This window comes from Novosphingobium aquiterrae (genome assembly GCF_042434435.1).
GTDB lineage: Bacteria > Pseudomonadota > Alphaproteobacteria > Sphingomonadales > Sphingomonadaceae > Novosphingobium > Novosphingobium aquiterrae.
In genome coordinates this window covers 89386-106608 of sequence record NZ_JBHLTL010000006.1, presented here as the reverse complement: position 1 = coordinate 106608, position 17223 = coordinate 89386, and the positions used below count along the sequence as shown (strand labels likewise).

The following is a 17223-nucleotide window of genomic DNA, read 5'->3' as shown; positions in this document are numbered from 1 at the left end:
CCGGGCCTAGAGCGCCTTTCCGGCGCGCCCGGCCAGTTCGGTGACGAATTGCCAGGCGACCCGGCCCGATCGGGCGCCGCGACGTTTTGACCATTCCAGCGCAGCGGCTTCGTCCCAGGCCAGATCGTGGAACTGGCAATAGCCGGCGACGATCGCCAGATACTGATCCTGGGTGCAATTGTGAAAGCCGATCGACAGGCCGAAGCGGTCGGCCAGCGCCAGCCGATCATCGACCGCATCGCGCGGATTGATCGGATCGTCCTGTTCCGCCAGGTGGCGCGGGACGATTGCCCGGCGGTTGGACGTGACTGCCAGACGGACCCGTGGCGGACGTGCCTCGACCCCGCCTTCCAGCCATGAGCGCAAGGTACGCGGACCGCTCGAATCATCGTCGGCAAAGCCAAGATCATCGATGAAAACCAGGAAGTGCCGGTCGACCGCGCCAAGCGCGGCAAACAGGCTGCCCAAAGCGGATAGCGCATCGGGCGCGACCTGGACCAGTGCCAGACGCTGCGGCGCCTTGGCCTGGGCGGCGACAACCGCAGCGCGCAGCAGCGCAGACTTGCCCATGCCGCGCGCGCCCCACAGCAGCATGTCGTGCGCGGCATGGCCGGCAGCAAGCCGGGCGACATTCTGCGTCACCGCTTCCTTCTGCGCATCGATCCCGTGCAGCAGATCGAGTTCGGGGGCGACGATCTGCGCAACGGCGCGCGGCGTTCCGTCCCAGACGTACGCCGGACTTGCGGTCCAGTCGCTTTCGGGCAGCTGCGGCGGGCGCAATCGCTCAAGCGCGGCGGCAATCCGGGCCAGTGGATCGCCTTGGTCCGTGTTGCCGCTCATCCTGCCAGCACGTCTGCGTCGAGCGCATAGAGCAGGCCCGCGCCGGCCGTGGCGGCAGCCTTCAGCCCGCGCGTTTCAGCGGCAATGTGCTCAGCGAAATAGCGTGTCACAACAAGCTTGGCCCGGGCTTGCGGCGTGTCCTGGCCATCCAGCGATGCCGCCTGTCTGGCTAGCTGCGCACCGGCCACGGCGACCGCGCACATCGTGCAGAACGGCACGCTGCCTGCCAACTTGTCGTCAAGCGTGGCACTGCCCGTCATCCACCCGGCGACTTCGATACAGTCCTGGGCCAGCGCCGCCAGGGCGGGATAGGCCGCGCCATCACGCGCGGCATCCTGTAGCAGCGACGTCAAGACGGCGCCGCTTTCATAGCCCAGCTTGCGCGTGACCAGATCGGCGGCCTGAATGCCGTTGGTGCCTTCATAGATCGGCGCGATCCGGGCATCGCGATAGTGCTGGGCGGCGCCGGTTTCCTCGACAAAGCCCATGCCGCCGTGGATCTGCACGCCCAGGCTGGCCACTTCGCAGCCGATGTCGGTGCCCCAGGCCTTGATCAGCGGAACCAGGCAATCGGCGCGGGCCTGTGCCCCTTCGACCCCAAGCGCGCCGCGATCGACCATGCCGGCAGTGTAGTAAAGCAGCGCCCGTGCCCCCTCTGTCAGGGCGCGCATCCGCAGCAACATGCGCCGCACGTCGGGATGTTCGACGATCGCCACCGAGCTCTTGTCGGGTGACCCTGCCCGGGCCGACTGGACCCGTTCGCGGGCATAGTGCCGCGCCTGCTGCAGCGCGCGTTCGGCAATCTGCACCCCCTGGTTGCCGACGTTGACGCGGGCGCTGTTCATCATCGTGAACATCGCTTTGAGGCCTTCGTTCTCCTGACCGACCAGTTCGCCGATGCACGCATCGTTGTCGCCAAAGGCCATGACGCAGGTCGGGCTGGCCATGATCCCCAGCTTGTGCTCGATCCCGGCGCAGCGCAGGTCGTTGCGCGGGCCCAGACTGCCATCGGCGTTGACCAGGAACTTGGGCACAACGAACAGGCTGATCCCGCGGCTGCCTGCCGGCGCGCCGGGGGTGCGGGCCAGGACGAGGTGGACGACATTGCCTGACAGGTCGTGTTCACCCCAGGTGATGAAGATCTTGGTCCCCTTGATCGACCAGGTGCCGTCTTCGCGCGGGGTGGCGGTGGTGCGCAGCGCGCCGACATCCGACCCGGCTTGCGATTCGGTCAGGTTCATCGTGCCCGACCATTCGCCGCTGATCAGGCGCGGCAGAAAACGTGCCTTCTGGCTCTCGCTACCATGATGGTGCAGCGCCTCGATCGCGCCGACGGTCAGCAGAGGCAACAGGGTAAAGGCCATGTTGGCACTGCCGAGGTTTTCGATGACATTGGTCGCAAGCGCAAAGGGCAGGCCTTGCCCGCCATTGTCGACCGGGCCGGAAATCGCATTCCAGCCCTGCTCGACATAGGCACGGTAGGCTTCGGCAAAACCCCCCGGCAAGGTCACCGTGCCATTGGCCAGCGTCGCGCCCTCCATGTCGCCTTTGCGGTTGAGCGGCGCGAACTCTCCCGCAGCGAACTGGCCGACCCCTGCGACGATGGCTTCGACCATGTCGGGGCTCGCCGCGGCAAAGCGTTCGTGCGCGGCAAGCTCGGCTATCCCGGCGTTGATCGTAATAGCCAGAACCTGATCGGCAGTGGGGGCGGTGTAATCCATTGGCTCTCTCGCGGCTTTCCCTTGGCTTTGCTGTCTTTCGCCTATAGCGCCGCGCCATGTCCGGCAAGCATGACCCGCGCCAGATTCGCCTGCCCGATCGGGAAGCCCTGGCCGCTGCCGTGGCGATCCTGCGCGATGGCGGCCTGGTCGCGGTGCCGACCGAGACGGTCTATGGTCTTGCGGCCCGCGCGGACCGCACCGACGCCGTCGCGGCGATCTATCGTGCCAAGGGCCGGCCCGATTTCAATCCGCTGATCGTTCACGTGCGCGACGCCGATCACGCGGAAACGATTGCGCTGTTCGACGAACGCGCGCGCGCCCTGGCCGGCGCCTTCTGGCCGGGAGCGCTAACCATGGTCCTGCCGCTGCGCGCCGATGCGGCGATTGCCCCCGCGGTAACCGCCGGCCTGCCCAGCATTGCGCTGCGCTGTCCTGCCCATCCGGTCATGCGGCAGATCCTGGACGACAGCGGCCTGGCGCTCGCCGCGCCTTCGGCCAACCGCAGCGGCGGGGTCAGCCCGACCCGTGCTGAACACGTCGCCGCGTCGCTGGGCGACCGGGTGCCGCTGATCCTGGATGGCGGAGATTGCACGGCGGGGATAGAAAGCACCATAGTTGCGCTGCGCAACAACGGGACATGGCAGGTGCTGCGTCCGGGACCAATTGATCGCGAAGCGCTGGCTGCGGTGCTTGGTTCGGCTCCCGCCGCAGCCGTATCTGAGGACATAGAGGCGCCGGGCCAGCTGGCATCGCACTATGCACCGGGCAAACCGGTCCGTCTCAATTCAAGCAGTGCGGCCAACGACGAATTCCTGATCGGTTTCGGGCCAGTCGCCGGGGACGTGTCGCTGTCGCCAAGCGGCGATCTCGCCGAAGCGGCGGGCCGGCTCTATGCCTGCCTCCATCATGCGGCAGCGGCCAGGCAGCCGCGCATCGCCGTCGCACCGGTTCCGGACAGCGGCATCGGCGCAGCCATCAACGACCGGCTGGCCCGCGCGGCGGCCTGATCAACGGGTCTGGGCAGGAACCGACGGCAGCAGAATCGCGATCTCGCGGTCGATGTCGTCGCCGCGCTGACAGGCCTGCGCATCGCCCTGGGCGCACCGGACGGCGTGCTTTTCCCGCATGCGCTCCAACTGGCCGAGCCGCTCTTCACGCTGGCGCAGCGCCCGGCCGCGCTTCTCGTCGGCTTCGGACTGGCTGGTCGTGGCCAGGTCGACGCCCTTGCTGACGACCTTGACCGGGGCGGTAACCACTGCAACCGCGGTGCGGGCAATGCACCCGCCCAGCGGTACGGCCAGTAAACACACTGCAATGATCCGCGCATCGTTCGACATGCTGCCCGCTCCTGAATGACACGGGCGGCGCAGCATGGCGCACGTTACAAAGGCGTGAACGAAGCGGCGCGCCGCGGCGCACCGCCCGTTAGATCAGTTGGTCGGTGCGGGAGGGGCCGGCGGCGTTGGCGGCGCGGGCGGAGTAGGCGGCGTTGCCTTTTCCTCATCATCCGACATTGTTTCGACCGGCCCTTCGCAGACCAGGCTGCCCGATCCCATCGAACTGACCTTGCAGCGCGCCCGGCCCTTCACCGTGACTGATCCCGATCCCATGATCGTTGCCTCGACTTCCCCGTCCGAGGCGAAGGTCGTGTCGCCCGATCCGGCAATGGTCACCTTGGCCTTGTCGGTTTTGAGCGCTACCATCGAAGCGGAACCGCTTCCGGCGACGGTCATGTCGAGCGACTTGACGTTTCCGGCACCGCGAAAGCTGCCCGATCCGGCGATGTTCAGGTCAAGGCTGTCGCCCCCGACATTGCCGGCCTCGACCGTGCCCGATCCGGCAACCGTGACCTTGGCCTGGGGCGCCAGCGCCGCTGCGACGATCTTGCCCGATCCGGCCATGACCATCTCCTTGGGCGCGGGCATGGTGACGTGGACCACGGCGATCTTGTTACCGTCCTTCTGGAACAGCTTGCCGTCGCGCATGATGCCCAGCGAGCCATCCTTGAGGGTGAAGCGGACCTTTTCGACGGCCTCGGGATCACCGTCGACGGTGATCGCCAGCTTGTCGCCCTGGGTCAGCTGGACCTCGTCGGGCCCGGCGACGACCAGTTCCTCGGGTGCTGCGCCCGACATATCGAGATCGGCCAGCTTCTTGCCGTCCTCACCGTTGAGCTTGATCGACGCGCCATCACAGCCCGATGCCGCGGCGGCGAGCGCGATTATGGCGATCGGCGCAAAGGCCTTGGCGAAATGCTTGAACTTCATGGCCACCTCCTGGCTTGTGTATTATCGATATAATACGGCAAGGCGCGTGTGACAAGAGGCTCATTGCCCGGGACGAACGAAAAGGGCCGCTCCTTGCGAAGCGGCCCTCCTCGGTGATCAGGGTAAGCGCGGGAATCAGGCGGTGGCCTGCTCCGCGTAGTATTTCGGCGCATGCTCGTTGAGGATCGCCAGGATCTTCTTGAGCGCGGCTGGCTCGTCGGTCTTTTCCATCGCAGCCAGTTCGCGCGCAAGGCGCGAGGAAGCGGCCTCGAAGATCTGCCGTTCGGAATAGGACTGTTCGGGCTGGTCGTCGGCGCGGAACAGGTCGCGGGTCACTTCGGCAATCGACACCAGGTCGCCCGAATTGATCTTCGCTTCGTATTCCTGGGCGCGGCGCGACCACATGGTGCGCTTGACCTTGGGCTTGCCGGTAAGAGTGGCCAGCGCTTCGCGCAGGGTCTTGTCCGAGGACAGCTTGCGCATGCCGATCGCTTCGACCTTGTTGGTCGGCACACGCAGTGTCATGCGTTCCTTTTCAAACCGCAGAACATAGAGTTCAAGCTTCATCCCGGCGATTTCCTGCTCTTGCAGTTCGATCACCCGGCCAACGCCGTGCTTGGGATAAACAACGTAGTCACCAACATCGAAGGCGTGCGCCTTGGCTACCATGTAACGTCCTTTCGTTCAGCAGGACGAGCGCACACGTGCGCCGTAAATCGGACAATGCAGCAGGATAAGCGGGGTGAGCAGTTGCGACCCGGCCCGATGTCCCCATCAACCGATCTGTTCGCCTTGCCTTTCATGATCTAAGGCTGCGCACAGAGCCACGCGGCTCCGGCAGTCACGGATTATATAACATAACCGTAACAATATTGCCAGAGCGCAGAATTCCGCGCCGTCAGGCGGCTTTTTCTGCCGCTGCAGTCCGCATCAGTTGCAAAACGCGCACCGATTCGCAGGTGCCCGCGGCGCTCAGTCGCCTTCGCCGGGTTCGGGTGAGAAGTACTTGTCGTACTTGCCGTCGACGCCCTTGAAATCGTCGGCATCGGCCGGCGAATCCTTCTTGGTGGTGATGTTCGGCCATTCGGCGGAGAACTTGGCGTTGAGCTCAAGCCATTGTTCCAGTCCGCTTTCGGTATCGGGCAGGATCGCTTCGGCCGGGCATTCGGGTTCGCACACGCCGCAGTCGATGCATTCGCTGGGATTGATCACCAGCATATTGTCGCCTTCATAGAAACAGTCGACCGGGCAGACCTCGACGCAGTCCATGTACTTGCACTTGATGCAGGCGTCGGTGACGACATAGGTCATGACAGTTGTGTTCCCTCAGGCGTTGGCTTTGCCCCTGCTATGGGATTTGCCTCGCGCTCGTCAAGCGCGCGGTAACATGATTGCGCTTCGCTCGCAGGTCCGCGGCGGTTCGGCAGGGCGATCAGCTCGATCACGATGACACCGCGGGGTAGGGGCAGGACCAGCACGTCACCCACCACTGCAGGCTGAGCCGACCGGACGACGCGGCGGCCGTTGATGCGGATGTGGCCCTGATCGACCAGCGCCTGGGCGGCGCTGCGCGTTGGCGTCAGCCGCAAGAACCATAGCAGCTTGTCGATCCGCACGGCGCCTTTACCGCACAAGCGTGGCCAGGTCCGCGAAGGCACCGCCAGGCGGCGGTGGTTGCGGAACGGCGTCACGATCCACGCGTCGCGCCGGGCGCCAGCGCCAGCGTGGCGGCATGGGCGGCCCGAACTGGCGCGCCGCCAAGGGGCGCGGAACACTGGCCGTAAAGCCGCCAAGCCGCAGCAGCTGCGCATAGCTGAGCGTCGACAACCCCGTCGACACGGCGAGCGCGGGATCGATGACAAACGGCTTGTTGCCTGCGTTAACCCGGGCCCCATGGGCACCACGAAGCAGCTTTTCCCCGATATCGAGGCGGAGCGCTTGCTTGCCCAGCGCGCGATAGCCTGGCGGCGCAGCCGCCTTGTCAGGCAGCGCGATAACCGGTGGCATGCCCGGGACAATCGCCGGTATCTCTGTACCGCGCACCGCTTGCAATGACCGCCACGCCTCAAGCGCCGGCCCCTTGAGCATTGCCGGGACGAACAGGTCGAGCGCGCCTACCGTTACACCCAGGCGGCGCAAGCGGTCGCGCTGTTCCTTGCCCAGCCGGTCGATCCCGGACTCGCTGCGCACTAGCATGCCGCCCGCCTCGACCAGACGGATCAGCAGGGCGCGCAGTTCGGGTCCGCCGGCAATGCCGACACTGGCTTCCTGCAGCACGTGCAGCGGTTTTAGCGCAGCCAGCGCATCGCCAAGCCACGCGGACAGCGCCTGCTCGATGTCCTTGCGAAGCGGTCCGGTCAGGCTAGCCAGCGTAGCTGTGCAATCGACGTGCGGTCCAAGCACCGAACGGCCGGGGGTGAGCAGCGCAACGCGTTCCCCATCCCACAGGATCCCGGTACCTTGCAGGCTCAGACCCTCGCCGCCCGCGCCGATCGCCGTCAAAAGCGCCCTGCCGCGCGCATCGAGCAGGGCCGGCAGATGCCGCTCGGCCGCAGCGAGCAGCAGCTTGCGGTCGGCCAGGCGGGCCTGCGGATCGACGCGAAAACGAAAGCCGGCCAGCTGGCCGATCGGCTCGCCATCGACCAGCACGCTATCGTCCTTGATCGTCACCGGCAGAAGGCCTGCATCGCCGCCCAGCTTCTTCAACAGCACCGAGGTACGGCGATTGACGAAGCGCTCGGTCAACCGTGCGTGCAAGGCATCGGACAACCTTGCTTCAACTGCCCTGGCCCGCGCCGCCATTTCGTCGCGCGCCAGCACCCAGTCGGGTCGCTGCGCGATATAGGCCCAGGAGCGGATTGCCGCGATGCGCATCTGCAAGGTGTCGATGTCGCCGGCGGGTCGGTCGAGGTCGGCAATCGCCCGCGCCACAAAATCGCCGCCCAGCTGGCCGCCGCGCAGATCCTGCCATAGCCGCGCGACAAAGCGTGAATGCGTATCGATACCGGCCTGGCGAAAATCGGGGAGCGAGCAGGCCTCCCAAAAGCGCCGGACTGCGGCGGAACCGTGCACGGTTCCAGCGACGTCGGGATCCTCGGCCAGGCGCTTCAGCACGGCCAGATCGATGGCCTCGGGCGCCGCGGCAAGCTCGCTGCGCTCGGGCTTCTGCTCAAGGTCCCCGATCAGCGCCGCCAAGCTGTCGAAGCGCGGCCGGGACTCGCGCCAGAACAGCCGGGTTAGCGGGGCAAAGCGGTGCTCCTCGATTGCGTAGATTTCTTCCGGGGTGAATTCGGCGTCATGGCTGCCCGTTCCCGAAAGCGTCCCGAAGGTGCCGTCGCGCTGGTGGCGTCCGGCGCGCCCGGCTATCTGGGCCATTTCGGTGGTCAGCAAGCGCCGCTGGCGCACCCCGTCGAACTTCGACAGGCCGGCAAACGCCACGTGATCGATATCGAGGTTGAGGCCCATGCCGATGGCATCGGTGGCAACCAGATAGTCAACTTCGCCCGATTGGTAGAGCGCCACCTGCTTGTTGCGCGTCTCAGGCGACAAGGCTCCCATTACCACCGCCGCGCCGCCGCGAAACCGGCGCAGCATTTCGGCCACGGCATAGACCTGCTCGGCACTGAAGGCGACGATCGCACTGCGGGGCGGAATCCGGCTTAGCTTCCTGGCGCCGCTGTGGCTCAGCGTGGAGAAACGCGGACGGCTGACGATCTCGGCCTGAGGCAGCAACGCGCGGACCAGCGGCTCGATTATCGCCGATCCCAGGATCATCGTTTCGTCCCGGCCGCGGGCGTGAAGCAGACGGTCGGTGAAAATGTGGCCGCGTTCGCGGTCGGCGCCAAGCTGGGCTTCGTCGATCGCGACGAACGACAGATCGGCGCCGACCGGCATGGCTTCGGCCGTGCACAGCAGCCAGCGCGCGTTCTTCGGCTCGATCCGTTCCTCACCGGTGATCAGTGCAACCCGGTCATCCCCCTTGATCGCGCAGACCCGATCATAGACCTCGCGCGCCAGCAACCGCAGCGGAAAACCGATCGCGCCGGACGAATGCGCGCAGAGCCGCTCGATCGCGAGATGGGTCTTGCCGGTATTGGTCGGCCCGAGCACCGCCTTGATCCGGCTGTCGTCGGTTCTGCTGCCCGGAGGGTAAGACTTGGCCATGTCGCAACCTAGATGGCACCGCCCCATGGGCGCTGCAAGCGGGCGGCAGCGGCGATCCCCAGCGCGGCGGCAAAGCGCGGTTCAGCCCGCGGTTTAGGCAAAGTTTAACCATCACGGGTGCAGAGAAGATGCCGGTTTCACGACATCCCGGGGGCACCACACTTGTTCAAGCCGCGCGAACTGGCGGAAGATGGCCTTGGCGGACCCCATGCGGGTGCGGCGTTGCTGGCCGCTCCGGGCGTGACGGCGCCTTCTCTTCGCGTTCTTGCCGTGCCTTTGCTGGACCGCATTGCCCCGCGGCGTCGCCGTTTGCTGGTCAATCTTGCCCAGGCCGATTGGACCACTGATCTGGCCGACGGCATCGGCAGTGCCGACTGGTTTCGCGGGCTGGCGACGTTGCTTGGTCTCGGCGCACTGGCATTGGTCATCGGTCCGGGTGAAGCCACGGTCCGCGCCGCCCCCGCGATGGCCCTGGATGCGGCTGCGCGCGACGAGTTCCGCAGCCAGATGATCCAGCCTTTGGCGCTTGGCGGCGACAGCGGTCGGCGGATGAAGGCGACCAGCGCGGTCGTTCCGCTGGCAAATGCCGCGCCGCGCACCACGATGCAGCTGACCGCCACGCTGGGCCAGGGCGACAGCTTCCAACGCATGCTCGAACGCGCCGGGGTCGGTGCGAGTGAGGCCATGCAAGTCACCCGGCTGGTTTCCGGCGTCGTCGCGCCGGATTCGATCGCACCGGGGACGCAGGTTGATATTACATTGGGGCAACCCGCCAGCGAATTTGGCGGGCGTCCGCTTGAAAAGCTGACCTTCCGCGCGCGCTTCGATCTTGATCTGGGAATCGCGCGCAGTGGCTCGGCTCTGGTGCTGCAACATCATCCAATTCGGGTCGACACCACCCCGCTGCGGATCCGCGGCACGGTTGGCAGCAGCATCTATCGTTCGGCCCGCGCCGCCGGTGCACCGATCGGGGCGATCCAGCAGTTCCTTCAGGTGCTCGACCAGCATCTCAGCCTCGATACCGAAGTCCGCTCCGGCGATACCTTCGACATGATCGTCGCCTATCGCCGCTCGGCCAGCGGCGAAAGCCAGGTGGGCGAGCTGCTCTTTGCGGGCCTCGAGAGCGATGGCCGCGCGCAGGCGCAGCTGCTGCGCTGGGGCAATTCCGGCCAGTTCTTCGAAGCCTCGGGCATGGGTGCGCAGCGCACCGGCCTGATCATGCCGGTGATCGGCGGACGCATCACCTCGAACTTCGGGATGCGCTTCCACCCGGTGCTGGGCTATTCGCGGCTCCATGCCGGTGTCGATATCGGCGCGCCTTATGGCTCGCCGATCTATGCCGTTGGCGATGGTGCGGTAATCTTTGCCGGCTGGCACGGCGGACACGGCAACTACGTCAAGCTTGACCAGGGCAGCGGCTATGCCACCGGCTATGGCCACATGAGCCGCATCGCGGTCTCCCCGGGCATGCGCGTGCGCGCCGGGCAGGTCATCGGCTATGTTGGTTCCACCGGACTGTCGACCGGCCCGCACCTGCACTACGAGTTGTATCGCAGCGGCGTCCCGGTCGATCCGATGTCGGTTCGCTTCACTGTCAGCAACCAGGTCGATGCCGCCGAACTCGCTGCGTTCAAGGCCCGGCTTGCCGCGCTGAAGCAGATCGCGCCGGGCGGCGCGATGACCAGTCTTGCGCCGCGTCAGGCGACGGTTGCCGTCGCCGCCCAGCGCGAGATCGACCGGCTGGGCAATTGACGCCGGGGCCTGCGCTTTTCACCCGGCCAATCTTCGCCTAGGTATCCGCGCCATGACCGGATTTTACCCAGCTACGCGCCTGCGCCGCACCCGATCCACGACGTGGAGCCGGGCGCTTCACCGCGAAACCCTGCTGACACCAGCCGACCTGATCTGGCCGCTGTTTGTGAACGAAGGGAACGGGCTGGAAGACCCGATCGGCTCGCTTCCCGGCGTATCGCGCTGGTCGGTCGACCGGATTGCCGAACGCGCCCGCGAAGCCGTTGCCCTGGGCATCCCGGTGGTGGCGCTGTTTCCCAATACCCCGGTAGAGCTGCGCACCGACAATGGCAGCGAAGCGCTGAACCCCGACAACCTGATGTGCCGGGCAATCAAGGCGATCAAGCAGGCCTGCGGCGATGATCTGGGCGTGCTGACCGACGTCGCGCTCGATCCCTATACCAGCCATGGCCAGGACGGCCTGATCGATGACCGCGGCTATGTCGGCAATGACGATACCGTCGCGGTGCTGGTCGCGCAGAGCCTCAATCAGGCAGCGGCCGGCGCCGACATCATTGCCCCCAGCGACATGATGGATGGCCGCATCGGCGCAATCCGCGAGGCGCTGGAAGGAAACGGCCACGCCAATGTCCAGATCATGTCCTACGCCGCCAAGTATGCCAGCGCCTTCTACGGCCCGTTCCGCGATGCCGTGGGCAGCCGCGGTCTGCTCAAGGGCGACAAGAAGACCTACCAGATGGACCCGGCCAATGCCGAGGAAGCGCTGCGCGAAGTCGAACTCGATCTGGCCGAAGGCGCGGACAGCGTTATGGTCAAGCCGGGGCTGCCCTATCTCGACATCGTCCGGCGGGTGAAGGACGCGTTCGAAGTGCCGGTCTTTGCTTACCAGGTCAGCGGCGAATATGCGATGATCGAACATGCCGCTGCAGCTGGCGCAGGCGAACGCGATGCGCTGGTCCTGGAAACATTGCTGGCGTTCAAGCGCGCGGGTTGCTCCGGCGTCCTGACCTATCACGCGGCCCATGCCGCACGGTTGCTTGGCGCATGATCGAAAGCGCGCGGCTGGTGCTGCGCCCTCCCCAGCACAGCGATCTCCCCTTCATCCTGGCTGAGATCAACACGCCGGGCATGATGCGCTATCTGGGGGGCAAGGTTCGCGACGCCGATGAGGTTGCCACGGGCTTGACCGCCGACATTGCAGCCTTCGCCGCCGGAACCTGGCGCCGGTGGACCGTCTTTCGCCGCGACGATGACTGCCCGATTGGCCGGGTCGGTCTGTTTGTGGTGCAAACTGAAGCTGCGCCTGCCGTACTGCTGGGCCAGCACGAAATTGGCTGGATGCTGGCACAGGACCACCAGGGCCAAGGCTATGCAACCGAAGCGGCGCAGGCGGTGCTGGGCTATGGCTTTGCGCAGCTGGCATTTCCGTCCATCCATGCCCAGACGAGCGATTCCAACACCGAATCGACTCGCATGATGGCGCGGCTCGGTTTTTCCCGTGCCCAAGAACTCGACTATGTCGATCCCGCCTATCCTGCGGCCGACAATCCGACGACGGTCTACCGACTGGCACCCGAAGCGTGGAACGCCCGGGCGTGATGGAGGCCCGGATCCGTACTGCCCGGCTGATCCTGCGCGCATGGCGCGAGACCGATCGTGCGCCCTTCGCCGAAATGAGCGCCGATCCGGAGGTGATGGCGCATCTCGGCGGGCCGATTGATCGGGCGGCAAGCGACGCGATTGCCGAGCGGCTCGGCGCCGAGCAGGCCATCAACGGCCATTGCTTCTGGGCTGTCGAGCGGTTGGACGACGCCCGGTTCCTGGGGTTCTGCGGTCTGCGCATCGGCGGCCATGCCGGAACGCCGGTGGTCGGCGAACTGGAAATCGGCTGGCGCCTGGCCCGTGATGCCTGGGGTCAGGGTTATGCCCGCGAAGCTGCCGAGGCGGCGCTGGACTGGGGCTGGCGCAACACCGCTGCACCGCAGATCGCGGCATGGACGGTGCCCGCCAACGCGCCGTCGTGGGGACTGATGTTGCGCATTGGCATGGTCCATCGTCCCGAACTCGATTTCGATCACCCCCGGTTTGCGCCGGGGCATCCGCTCTGCCGTCATGTGGTTTACACCGCAGCGCGGCCGCAACAGGAAACGGTACCATGACACCATCGCGCCCACAGCGGGCCCTGTTCGTCGCGACGATCCTGACGGGTAGTTTCTTGCTGTTCCTGGTCCAGCCGATGATCGCGCGCATGGCGCTGCCGCGGCTGGGCGGGGCGCCCAACGTCTGGAACAGCGCCATGCTGGTCTATCAGGCCTTGCTGCTGGGCGGCTATTACTACGCGCACAAGCTGGGCACCCTGCCGCTGCGCCGCCAGGCGCAGATCCACTTGGGCCTGCTGGCAGTGGCCGCGCTGACCCTGCCGGTTGGACTGGCCAGCCTGCCGCCGCCGCAGCCCGGTCTGGAAGCGCTGTGGGTTCCAGCCTTGCTGGGGCTGTCGATCGGTCCGGTGTTTCTGCTGGTCTCGGCGCAGGCACCGCTGATGCAGCGCTGGTTCGCTGCCGATTCCGGCGCGGGGGAGCCCTGGGCACTTTACGCGGCATCCAACCTTGGCAGCTTTTCGGGCCTGATCGCCTATCCGCTGCTCGCCGAACCGCTGCTCAGCCTGCATGCCCAGTCGTGGGCGTGGAGCCTTGGCTATGGCCTGCTGATTGGCTTGGTCATGCTCTGCGCGCTGGCGCGGCGCGGCGCGGCAGCCGCACCCGCGATTGCAGCGGCAAGCGACGCCGCACCGCCGATTTCGCGGCGGCGCATCTTGCTGTGGCTGGCACTCGCCGCGGTGCCATCGGGGCTGATGCTGTCGACAACGACGCACCTCACCACCGATCTGTTTGCCATGCCGCTGCTGTGGGTCATTCCCCTCGGGCTGTACCTGCTCAGCTTCGTCTTCGCCTTTGCCGAGCGGCGCGGCGCGGCGCGGATCCTGACCCTGCTGGCCTGGCCGGCGCTGTTCACGACCGGCGCCCTGGCCATGGTCTCGCACGGATCGAGCGCGCTGTTCCCGGTGATAGCCGCGGTCATCCTGCTGTTCCTGGTTTGCGTGGCACTGCATGGTCGGCTCTACGATCTGCGCCCGGCAACGTCACAGCTGACGCTGTTTTACCTGATCATGTCGGCTGGCGGCGTGCTGGGCGGGCTGTTCACGGCCTTGATCGCGCCGCTCGCCTTCGATTGGGCGTGGGAGCATCCGATTCTGGTCCTCGCCGCTGCGCTGCTTATGCCAGCGTCGGAACGCTTCGACTGGCGGCGCTTGCCCGGACTTGAACCGTCTTCGCATCATCTGCTGCGGCTGTCCGCCCTGGTTCTTGCGCTGTTCTGCTCGTGGCAGATCTTCCTGGTGGTCCGCGACGGCGGCGATCGCGGCACGGCGGCGCTGTGGATGGGCGGAGTCGTCATTGCCGGGCTGCTGGTCAGCCAGTGGCGTAGTCTGGTTCTGCTGGTCATGCTGTGGGCGATGTTCGCCCAGGGCGGCTTCTTGACCATGCGCGAATCGCTCGATGGTTTGCGCAAGCGCAGCTATTTCGGGATTTACACGGTTCACGATCGGCCATCCGAAAGGCTGCGGACCCTGGTTCACGGCACCACGCTGCACGGCATGCAATCGACCGAGCCGGCCCGGCGCCTTATGCCGTTGTCCTACTACGGTCCGACTTCCGGGGCGGGTCTGGCCTTTGCCCATGCGCCCGATATCTATGGCCCCGGCGCCAGGCTGGGCGTGGTTGGGCTGGGGGCCGGATCACTGGCCTGCTATCACAAGGCGGGCGAGGCCTGGACTTTCTTCGAGATTGACCCACTGGTCCTCGCCTATTCTCAGGACCGAACCTTCACATTCCTGAAGGACTGCGCGCCAGATGCCCGTGTGGTGCTGGGTGATGCGCGGATCGAGCTGGCCAAGGTTGCCCCGAACACGTTCGATCTTCTGGCCGTCGATGCCTTTTCCTCCGACGCGATCCCGATGCATCTGCTGACCGACGAGGCGATGGGGGTCTATGAACGCGCTCTGTCTCCGCGCGGGCTGTTGCTGATTCATATCTCCAACCGTTTCATCGATCTTGCCCCGGTATTGTCGGCGGCGGCGAACAAGCGCGGCCTGCAAGCGATCGTGCGCAACGATGAGCCATCGGCGGATGCGGGCTACACCAGCTCGACCTGGGTGGTGCTCAGCCGCGATCCCGCAGCACTCGCGGCCTTGCAAAAGCAGAGCGGATCGGCAACCTGGCAGGCGCTTGGCCGCCCGGCCGCGAGGGTCTGGACCGACGATCACGCCTCGATCCTGCCTTTCGTCCAGTGGCATACCGTTCTGGGAGGACATCGTTGAACCGGCCTGACGTCTCGATCATTCCGATTCACGGCAAAACGCCGCGGATCCATGACAGCGCCTTTATCGCTCCGGGTTGCCGGATCATCGGCGATGTCGAAATCGGTCCGGAGGTTTCGATCTGGTACAACTGCGTCCTGCGCGCCGATGTCAGCCGGATCGTCATCGGGGCGCGCAGCAATGTCCAGGACGGCAGCGTGATCCACTGCGACCCGCCCCGGCCCGGCGATCCCGATGGTTCGCCGACGATCATTGGCGAAGACGTGCTGATCGGCCACATGGCGATGATCCACGGTTGCACGATCGCCGATCGCGGCTTTGTCGGGCTTGGCGCGATCGTGATGAACAAGGCGCGGATCGGCAGCGATGCGATGCTTGCCGCCGGGGCCATGCTGACCGAAGGCAAGGTGATCGAGGACCGCCAGCTGTGGGGCGGCCGCCCGGCCCGGTTCATGCGCGAGCTGGACGATATCGCCATCGCCGGTATGCGCCTCGGTACCGCGCATTATGTCGAAAACGGGCGGCATCATCGTGCTGCAGTCGATGGCGCGACCCAGGCCTGATCTTCCCGTCGCTGCGGTGATCCGCGCGCAGGCGGACAGCGCCGGGCGTCTGGCGGTACGGGTGACTCCGGGTGCCCGCTGCGAGGCGCTCCAAGTCGTCGATGGCCGCGTACTGGCCAAAGTCCGGGCGCGGCCCGAAGATGGCAAGGCCACAGCCGAAGTCACGGAATTGCTGGCGGCCGCACTGGGCGTGGCGACGTCACGACTTCAACTGTTGCGCGGCGCAACTGTGCGCGAAAAGCTGTTCCAGCTTCCCGATTAACGATCCGGCCCGGTCCAGTCCGGCGCGGCGGGGCTTGCCGCTCGCAGGCGCAAGGCCAGACCTAAGGCAACCCCCACGCCGATCGCCAGGGTCAGATTGGCCAGCACGGTCAGCGCAAGTGTGAGAAGCAGCAGCACCTTGTCGCTCTGCGGCGCCGACCAGTAGCCGCGCCACTTGTGCGGCTCACTCATGTTCCAGGCAGTCATCAGCAGCAAGGCAGCTAGAGCCGGCATCGCCAGATACCCGGCAAGCGGCGCGGCCAGCAGCATTACCAGCAGGATTATCACCGCGTGAAATACCCCCGCAAGCGGTGTCTTTCCACCGGCACGGACGTTGGTGGCGGTGCGCGCTATCGCGCCGGTTGCAGGCAAACCGCCAAACAGCGCCGAGCCAATGTTGGCCCAGCCCTGCGCCAGCACTTCGGCGTTGGGGCGGTGGCTGCTGCCTATCATCCGGTCCGCGACCATCGCCGAGAGCAGCGATTCGATCGCGGCAAGAAAGGCGATCGTCAGCGCCGAGGGCAGCAACTCGGTCAGCCGTGCCAGCGAAATCGCGGGAATCGCAGGCAAGGGCAAGTGCTGCGGCAAGTCGCCGTAGCGTGAATGGATCGTATCGACCGGCAGTCCGAGCGCAACGACTGCCATCGAGGCGAGAGCCATGGCCACGATCAGGCCCGGCAAACGGGGGAACAGGCGGCGCAGCGCGACGATCAGTGCCAGTGCGCAAAGCCCGACGCCCACCGCCGCCCAATTGAGCGTCGCCCGCGCCGCCCACAGCACCGGAAGCTTGTCGAGGAAATCGGCTGGAACCTTTGCCACATCCAGACCGAGGAGATCCTTGAACTGACTGGCTGCGATGATCACCGCGATGCCGATGGTAAAACCGTTGACCACGGCTTCGGGTACATAGGCGATCAGGTTGCCGGCGCGCAGCAGCCCGGCGAGCAACAGGATCACGCCTGCCATCAGGGTCGCTAGTACCAGGCCGTCGTAGCCGTGGCCGGCAATCACCCCATAGACGACGACGATAAATGCGCCGGTCGGCCCGCCGATCTGAACCCGGCTGCCGCCAAGCAACGAGATCAGGAAACCACCGACGATCGCGGTGATCAGGCCGGTTGCAGGCGGTGCGCCCGAGGCAATCGCGATGGCAATGCTGAGCGGGATCGCCACCATCGCCACCGTGATCCCGGCGAGCAAGTCCGCACCCAGCAAGGCAGGGGTGGTTTCAGGCAGCGTCGTAAGCAGCTTGGGTTTCATGACCGGTCGCTAAGCGCCCA

At 66.1% G+C, this 17223-nt stretch carries 17 protein-coding genes; 8 read left to right on the top strand and 9 right to left on the bottom strand.

The features are described 5' to 3' along the window. Nucleotides 1-6 precede the first annotated feature (6 nt). Together ACFFF7_RS10250 and ACFFF7_RS10245 are read right to left on the bottom strand one after the other, a co-directional pair. Entirely contained in the window at nucleotides 7-840 is an 834-nt protein-coding gene (locus tag ACFFF7_RS10250) for a DUF815 domain-containing protein (RefSeq protein WP_379481256.1), read from the bottom strand. Continuing rightward, the gene (locus ACFFF7_RS10245; protein ID WP_379481255.1) at nucleotides 837-2561 is read right to left on the bottom strand and encodes an acyl-CoA dehydrogenase family protein; all 1725 of its coding nucleotides are present in this window, start codon (nucleotides 2559-2561) and stop codon (nucleotides 837-839) included. The genes ACFFF7_RS10250 and ACFFF7_RS10245 overlap by 4 nt, the downstream gene beginning before the upstream one ends. A 56-nt stretch (nucleotides 2562-2617) precedes the next feature. Here ACFFF7_RS10245 and ACFFF7_RS10240 point away from each other — a divergent pair, with 56 nt between their 5' ends. Then, entirely contained in the window at nucleotides 2618-3568 is a 951-nt protein-coding gene (locus ACFFF7_RS10240) for an L-threonylcarbamoyladenylate synthase (RefSeq protein ID WP_379481254.1), read from the top strand. Here the strand turns inward: ACFFF7_RS10240 and ACFFF7_RS10235 are convergent, their stop codons facing one another. From ACFFF7_RS10235 to ACFFF7_RS10210, 6 genes are all read right to left on the bottom strand, one after another. After that, nucleotides 3569-3898: a hypothetical protein gene (locus ACFFF7_RS10235; protein ID WP_379481253.1), complete on the bottom strand. Its 330-nt coding sequence runs from the start codon at nucleotides 3896-3898 to the stop codon at nucleotides 3569-3571. It lies immediately after the preceding gene. 93 nt (nucleotides 3899-3991) lie between these two features. Then, the gene (locus ACFFF7_RS10230) at nucleotides 3992-4828 is read right to left on the bottom strand and encodes a head GIN domain-containing protein (protein ID WP_379481252.1); all 837 of its coding nucleotides are present in this window, start codon (nucleotides 4826-4828) and stop codon (nucleotides 3992-3994) included. A gap of 135 nt (nucleotides 4829-4963) precedes the next feature. Continuing rightward, nucleotides 4964-5497, bottom strand: coding sequence for a CarD family transcriptional regulator (locus ACFFF7_RS10225; protein ID WP_379481251.1), 534 nt, complete (start codon nucleotides 5495-5497; stop codon nucleotides 4964-4966). A 303-nt stretch (nucleotides 5498-5800) separates the two neighbouring features. Then, on the bottom strand, nucleotides 5801-6139 hold the full coding sequence (fdxA, locus tag ACFFF7_RS10220) for a ferredoxin FdxA (protein WP_379481250.1): 339 nt from the start codon (nucleotides 6137-6139) through the stop codon (nucleotides 5801-5803). Next, nucleotides 6136-6444: an RNA-binding S4 domain-containing protein gene (locus tag ACFFF7_RS10215; protein ID WP_379481249.1), complete on the bottom strand. Its 309-nt coding sequence runs from the start codon at nucleotides 6442-6444 to the stop codon at nucleotides 6136-6138. The genes fdxA and ACFFF7_RS10215 overlap by 4 nt, the downstream gene beginning before the upstream one ends. A 7-nt stretch (nucleotides 6445-6451) precedes the next feature. Next, nucleotides 6452-8992, bottom strand: a complete 2541-nt coding sequence (locus ACFFF7_RS10210) for a helicase-related protein (protein ID WP_379481248.1) — start codon at nucleotides 8990-8992, stop codon at nucleotides 6452-6454. Between the two features lie 162 nt (nucleotides 8993-9154). Here ACFFF7_RS10210 and ACFFF7_RS10205 point away from each other — a divergent pair, with 162 nt between their 5' ends. Genes ACFFF7_RS10205 through ACFFF7_RS10175 form a run of 7 tightly spaced genes read left to right on the top strand, consistent with a single transcriptional unit; the run spans nucleotide 9155 to nucleotide 15944 of the window. Next, nucleotides 9155-10744, top strand: coding sequence for a peptidoglycan DD-metalloendopeptidase family protein (locus ACFFF7_RS10205; protein WP_379481247.1), 1590 nt, complete (start codon nucleotides 9155-9157; stop codon nucleotides 10742-10744). Between the two features lie 52 nt (nucleotides 10745-10796). Then, a complete protein-coding gene (gene hemB, locus ACFFF7_RS10200) occupies nucleotides 10797-11792 on the top strand; it encodes a porphobilinogen synthase (protein WP_379481246.1) in 996 nt (331 codons plus the stop codon). Next, a complete protein-coding gene (locus ACFFF7_RS10195; RefSeq protein ID WP_379481245.1) occupies nucleotides 11789-12343 on the top strand; it encodes a GNAT family N-acetyltransferase in 555 nt (184 codons plus the stop codon). Before hemB ends, ACFFF7_RS10195 begins: the two co-directional genes overlap by 4 nt. After that, complete coding sequence (locus ACFFF7_RS10190) at nucleotides 12325-12903, top strand: GNAT family N-acetyltransferase (protein WP_379481244.1); 579 nt, start codon at nucleotides 12325-12327, stop codon at nucleotides 12901-12903. Before ACFFF7_RS10195 ends, ACFFF7_RS10190 begins: the two co-directional genes overlap by 19 nt. Beyond that, nucleotides 12900-15119: a spermidine synthase gene (locus ACFFF7_RS10185; RefSeq protein ID WP_379481243.1), complete on the top strand. Its 2220-nt coding sequence runs from the start codon at nucleotides 12900-12902 to the stop codon at nucleotides 15117-15119. The genes ACFFF7_RS10190 and ACFFF7_RS10185 overlap by 4 nt, the downstream gene beginning before the upstream one ends. Next, on the top strand, nucleotides 15116-15682 hold the full coding sequence (locus tag ACFFF7_RS10180) for a gamma carbonic anhydrase family protein (RefSeq protein WP_379481242.1): 567 nt from the start codon (nucleotides 15116-15118) through the stop codon (nucleotides 15680-15682). The genes ACFFF7_RS10185 and ACFFF7_RS10180 overlap by 4 nt, the downstream gene beginning before the upstream one ends. Next, a complete protein-coding gene (locus ACFFF7_RS10175; RefSeq protein WP_379481241.1) occupies nucleotides 15663-15944 on the top strand; it encodes a DUF167 domain-containing protein in 282 nt (93 codons plus the stop codon). Before ACFFF7_RS10180 ends, ACFFF7_RS10175 begins: the two co-directional genes overlap by 20 nt. On the opposite strand, the gene ACFFF7_RS10170 is transcribed toward ACFFF7_RS10175, so the two are convergent. Then, nucleotides 15941-17203, bottom strand: a complete 1263-nt coding sequence (locus ACFFF7_RS10170; protein ID WP_379481240.1) for a SulP family inorganic anion transporter — start codon at nucleotides 17201-17203, stop codon at nucleotides 15941-15943. The genes ACFFF7_RS10175 and ACFFF7_RS10170 overlap by 4 nt on opposite strands. Nucleotides 17204-17223 lie beyond the last annotated feature (20 nt).

What these genes read in the sequence shown, in the direction of transcription:
- ACFFF7_RS10250 (WP_379481256.1), bottom strand. Translation starts at nt 840, where the DNA reads ATGAGCGGCAACACGGACCAAGGCGATCCACTGGCCCGGATTGCCGCC.
- ACFFF7_RS10245 (WP_379481255.1), bottom strand. Translation starts at nt 2,561, where the DNA reads ATGGATTACACCGCCCCCACTGCCGATCAGGTTCTGGCTATTACGATC.
- ACFFF7_RS10240 (WP_379481254.1), top strand. Translation starts at nt 2,618, where the DNA reads ATGTCCGGCAAGCATGACCCGCGCCAGATTCGCCTGCCCGATCGGGAA.
- ACFFF7_RS10235 (WP_379481253.1), bottom strand. Translation starts at nt 3,898, where the DNA reads ATGTCGAACGATGCGCGGATCATTGCAGTGTGTTTACTGGCCGTACCG.
- ACFFF7_RS10230 (WP_379481252.1), bottom strand. Translation starts at nt 4,828, where the DNA reads ATGAAGTTCAAGCATTTCGCCAAGGCCTTTGCGCCGATCGCCATAATC.
- ACFFF7_RS10225 (WP_379481251.1), bottom strand. Translation starts at nt 5,497, where the DNA reads ATGGTAGCCAAGGCGCACGCCTTCGATGTTGGTGACTACGTTGTTTAT.
- fdxA (WP_379481250.1), bottom strand. Translation starts at nt 6,139, where the DNA reads ATGACCTATGTCGTCACCGACGCCTGCATCAAGTGCAAGTACATGGAC.
- ACFFF7_RS10210 (WP_379481248.1), bottom strand. Translation starts at nt 8,992, where the DNA reads ATGGCCAAGTCTTACCCTCCGGGCAGCAGAACCGACGACAGCCGGATC.
- hemB (WP_379481246.1), top strand. Translation starts at nt 10,797, where the DNA reads ATGACCGGATTTTACCCAGCTACGCGCCTGCGCCGCACCCGATCCACG.
- ACFFF7_RS10195 (WP_379481245.1), top strand. Translation starts at nt 11,789, where the DNA reads ATGATCGAAAGCGCGCGGCTGGTGCTGCGCCCTCCCCAGCACAGCGAT.
- ACFFF7_RS10185 (WP_379481243.1), top strand. Translation starts at nt 12,900, where the DNA reads ATGACACCATCGCGCCCACAGCGGGCCCTGTTCGTCGCGACGATCCTG.
- ACFFF7_RS10175 (WP_379481241.1), top strand. Translation starts at nt 15,663, where the DNA reads ATGGCGCGACCCAGGCCTGATCTTCCCGTCGCTGCGGTGATCCGCGCG.
- ACFFF7_RS10170 (WP_379481240.1), bottom strand. Translation starts at nt 17,203, where the DNA reads ATGAAACCCAAGCTGCTTACGACGCTGCCTGAAACCACCCCTGCCTTG.